This window comes from Microcystis sp. M49636_WE2 (assembly GCF_030065375.1).
In the GTDB taxonomy this organism is placed as follows: Bacteria; Cyanobacteriota; Cyanobacteriia; order Cyanobacteriales; family Microcystaceae; genus Microcystis; species Microcystis aeruginosa_C.
In genome coordinates this window covers 1-3,530 of the sequence record NZ_JASJFG010000559.1, presented here as the reverse complement: position 1 = coordinate 3,530, position 3,530 = coordinate 1, and the positions used below count along the sequence as shown (strand labels likewise).

General features: G+C 45.0%; 3 protein-coding genes and 1 pseudogene. All 4 read right to left on the bottom strand.

What is annotated here, in order from left to right; all coding sequences use genetic code 11:
- Positions 1-1,316, bottom strand: a 1,316-nt coding sequence (gene uvrC, locus PX484_RS12965) for an excinuclease ABC subunit UvrC (RefSeq protein WP_288104151.1), incomplete at its 3' end; no start/stop codon positions are given.
- A 266-nt stretch (positions 1,317-1,582) separates the two neighbouring features.
- Entirely contained in the window at positions 1,583-1,843 is a 261-nt protein-coding gene (locus PX484_RS12960; RefSeq protein WP_002734814.1) for a hypothetical protein, read from the bottom strand.
- 79 nt (positions 1,844-1,922) lie between these two features.
- Positions 1,923-3,008, bottom strand: a complete 1,086-nt coding sequence (gene leuB / locus PX484_RS12955; RefSeq protein ID WP_288104149.1) for a 3-isopropylmalate dehydrogenase — start codon at positions 3,006-3,008, stop codon at positions 1,923-1,925.
- Positions 3,009-3,298: 290 nt separating this feature from the next.
- A pseudogene (locus PX484_RS12950) lies at positions 3,299-3,530 on the bottom strand (glucose-1-phosphate thymidylyltransferase); the annotation flags it as partial.

Below are 3,530 nucleotides of genomic sequence, written 5' to 3'. Positions count from 1 at the left end.
TGACGATAATGTTGATTAGCGGCCACCCCATCGATAAACACCACTCCCGACGCGACTGCATTAGAACCCTGAATATGAGAAATATCATAACCCTCGATGCGGTGGGGTAGTGCCGGTAAATCGAGAATTACCGCTAAATCCTGCAAAGACTGTAAATCTCGGTCGGCGCTTCTTTTCGTCTTTTCTAACTCATAAAGAGCGTTTTTCTCCACCATAGCTAATAAATCCGCTTTACTTTGCCGTTGGGGGACAGTTAACTCGACTTTGCGACCCTTTTTTTCCCTTAACCACCCCGCTAACACCTCACCTTCCGGTAATTCGCAGGGTAACAGGATTTCGCTAGGAATTTCCACCCCTTCCACCGATAAATAATGTTCTTCTAGGACTTTTTGCAGGATTTCTCCCTCGTTTGCTGACTGACTATCGGCAAAAAATCCCAAACGTCCCACCAAACGACCAGAACGCACTTGGAATAATTGTATGCAACAATGCTGCTCGTCCTTAGCTAAAGCGATCGCGTCCCGGGATACGGTATCATCAGGTAAAGAGACTTTTTGATCGGTATTAAGGGCCTGTAATCCGCGAATTTGATCCCTAATCGTGGCCGCTTGTTCAAAATCTAGGTTTTCCGACGCTTCTAGCATCTTTGTCGCTAATTTCTCTAATAATTCTCCCGTTCTTCCCTGAAAAATCATCGCCACTTTCTGCAAGGTTTCCCGATAATCTTGGGGACTAATTAATTTTTGACAAACCCCCGGACAACGACCGATATCATAATTTAAACAGGGACGGTCTTTAAAAAGAGGTTGGGGACGTTGACGCAGGGGAAAAGTGCGTTTAATTAGGTGTAAAGTGTGGCGCAGCAGCCTAGTATCGACGTAGGGACCATAATAACGGTCTTTTTGGTTATTTATGCTACGTTTGCGGGTGATAAAAATGCGCGGGTAGGTTTCCGACCAAGTAATACAAATGTATGGATATTTTTTATCGTCCTTGAGGAGAGTATTAAAATGGGGCTGATGTTGTTTAATTAGATTAGCTTCCAGGGCCAAGGATTCTGCTTCCGTGTCGGTGACGATAAATTCAATTTCTGTCACCTGTCGCACCATCAAAGCAATGCGGGGACTGAGGGGTTGACTGGGACGAAAATAGGAACGGACTCTAGACCGGAGTTTTTTGGATTTACCGATGTAGAGAATTTCGCCATTTTGGTCGCGCAGGAAGTACACCCCCGGTTCGAGGGGAATTTCCCGAAGACGATTTTCTAGGCGATCGAGGTCTTGGATTAGGGTAGAGTTAAGATTATTCCCGAACATCTTTTTATATTAGGGTTTGCGGCAAAAAGTTTGTCTTGGGTGTGGGGTGTGGGGTGTAGGGTTTTACCGATTTTCAGGGAAAAAGTCCAGGAATTTTCCCCCCCATTACTCCAATGGCCGGTACTTTTGGATTTCAAAAAGGTCTAAAAGTCTTATCGAACAATGTTTTTAGATTTATTCAGCAAACCCTATGTTAGAAAAAAAAATTACGTCAGTGGGTATTAGCTGACGTTTGGCAAGATATTCGGGGCAAATCTTCACAAAAATTAATAGGCTTCTGATTCGATTTGCTTAATCGGGACGAAACATTCCCCGGGGAGAAGAATCGGTTTATTGTTAAAAATCAATTGGCCGCGATGATTGTCGCGGTTAATAGCGACACCGAAAGGACGTTTACTAACTCTGCTATTGAGGGTACAGTAGATGCGATAAATGCGTCTGGCTGCCCGTAAGACAGTAGGATCTAACAAAATTGGGATTTCCATATCGACACGCTGTTGTTCTGTTTTCTCGGATAGGGCCACCATCTCACTCGTCTCCCCACGATTAAATTGACGTATTTATTAAATCAATGGTATATGACGATTTCGGAATTTGTCACTTTTGTTAGAATTCTAAAACTTTCAGGATGGCCTGGCCCATAGCTTGGCATCCCACTAAGGTCATACCTTCTGAGAAAATATCTCCAGTACGATAACCGAGGTCTAAGACTTTTTCTACGGCTTTTTCCAGCGATGCTGCCGCTAAAGGCTGATTTAGCCCATATTTTAACATCATAGCAGCACTGAGAATCTGGGCGATCGGATTGGCTTTATCTTGGCCGGCGATATCCGGGGCCGAACCGTGGACGGGTTCAAAAACTCCCACCCCAGCAGTCCCTAAACTAGCGGAGGGTAACATTCCGATACTACCGGTTAACATGGCCGCTTCATCGGAGAGAATATCACCGAATAAATTGCCCGTGACGATAGTATCAAATTGTTTGGGGGCCCGGACTAACTGCATGGCTGCGTTATCGACGTAGAGATGAGACAGTTCCACATCGGGATAATTAGCGGCCATTTTCGTCACCCGGTCGCGCCAGAGTTGGGAAACATCAAGAACATTAGCTTTATCGACGGAACAGAGTTTCTTGCCGCGTTTTTGGGCAATTTCAAAGGCTACCTTAGCGATGCGGTCCACCTCCGATTCCAAGTAAACCATGGTATTTACACCGCATTTTTCTCCCGTTTCTGTCTCAAAAATCCCCTTCGGTTGACCGAAATAGACACCCCCGGTCAATTCCCGGACGACCATGATATCCACTCCCTCGATAATCTCCCGTTTGAGACTAGAAGCGTCGATTAATTGCGGAAAAATGGTGGCAGGACGCAAATTAGCAAAAAGACCTAAACCAGATCTTAAGCCTAATAATCCCGTTTCTGGCCTTTGCTGCCGGGGTAAATTATCCCATTTATAACCCCCGATAGCGGCCAGGAGAACAGCATCACTATTTTTACAGGCGCTCAGGGTTGCTTCGGGGAGGGGACTGCCGGTTTCATCAATGGCTGCCCCTCCAATTAAAGCGGTTTGGAAGTCAAACTGGAGGTCAAATTTTTTAGCGATGACTTTCAGTATCTCTACGGTGACAGCGAGGATTTCCGGCCCGATGCCATCGCCGGGTAGTAGGGTAATGCGATACTGTTGCGTCATAGTTCTAGAACGGTAAAATAGGTCAGACTCTTGATTATAACATAGTTAGGGTTGGCTGAATAAATCTAAAAACCTTGTTGGATAAGGCTTTTAGACTTTTTTCCCATCAAAAAGTGCCAGCGATTGCAGTGATTGGGAGGAAAATTCAGATACTTTTTCCCTGAAAATTAGGTCATTGAACCCCTGAAAATCGGTAAAACCCTACACCCTACACCCTACACCCCACACCCGGCCTCCAGGAAAAACTTTTTCAGCAGACCCTAATTAAACAAGCAGTTAATCCCCGATAACTAAACTAATTCCACATGGGAATCATCCCCAATCATAAAGCGTAAAGCTTTTGGACGTTGGGGTGCGATTTCTAATTTTGCCCGTCGTCCAATCACACTATCAACTATGCGCTGATGAATGCCAATAATCGTGGCATCTTTGAGAATTACACTGTGTTCTATGTCGGCATCGATTAATTTTACTCCATTAGCCACACTGCTATAGGGACCGATAAAACAATTCTCGATGTGA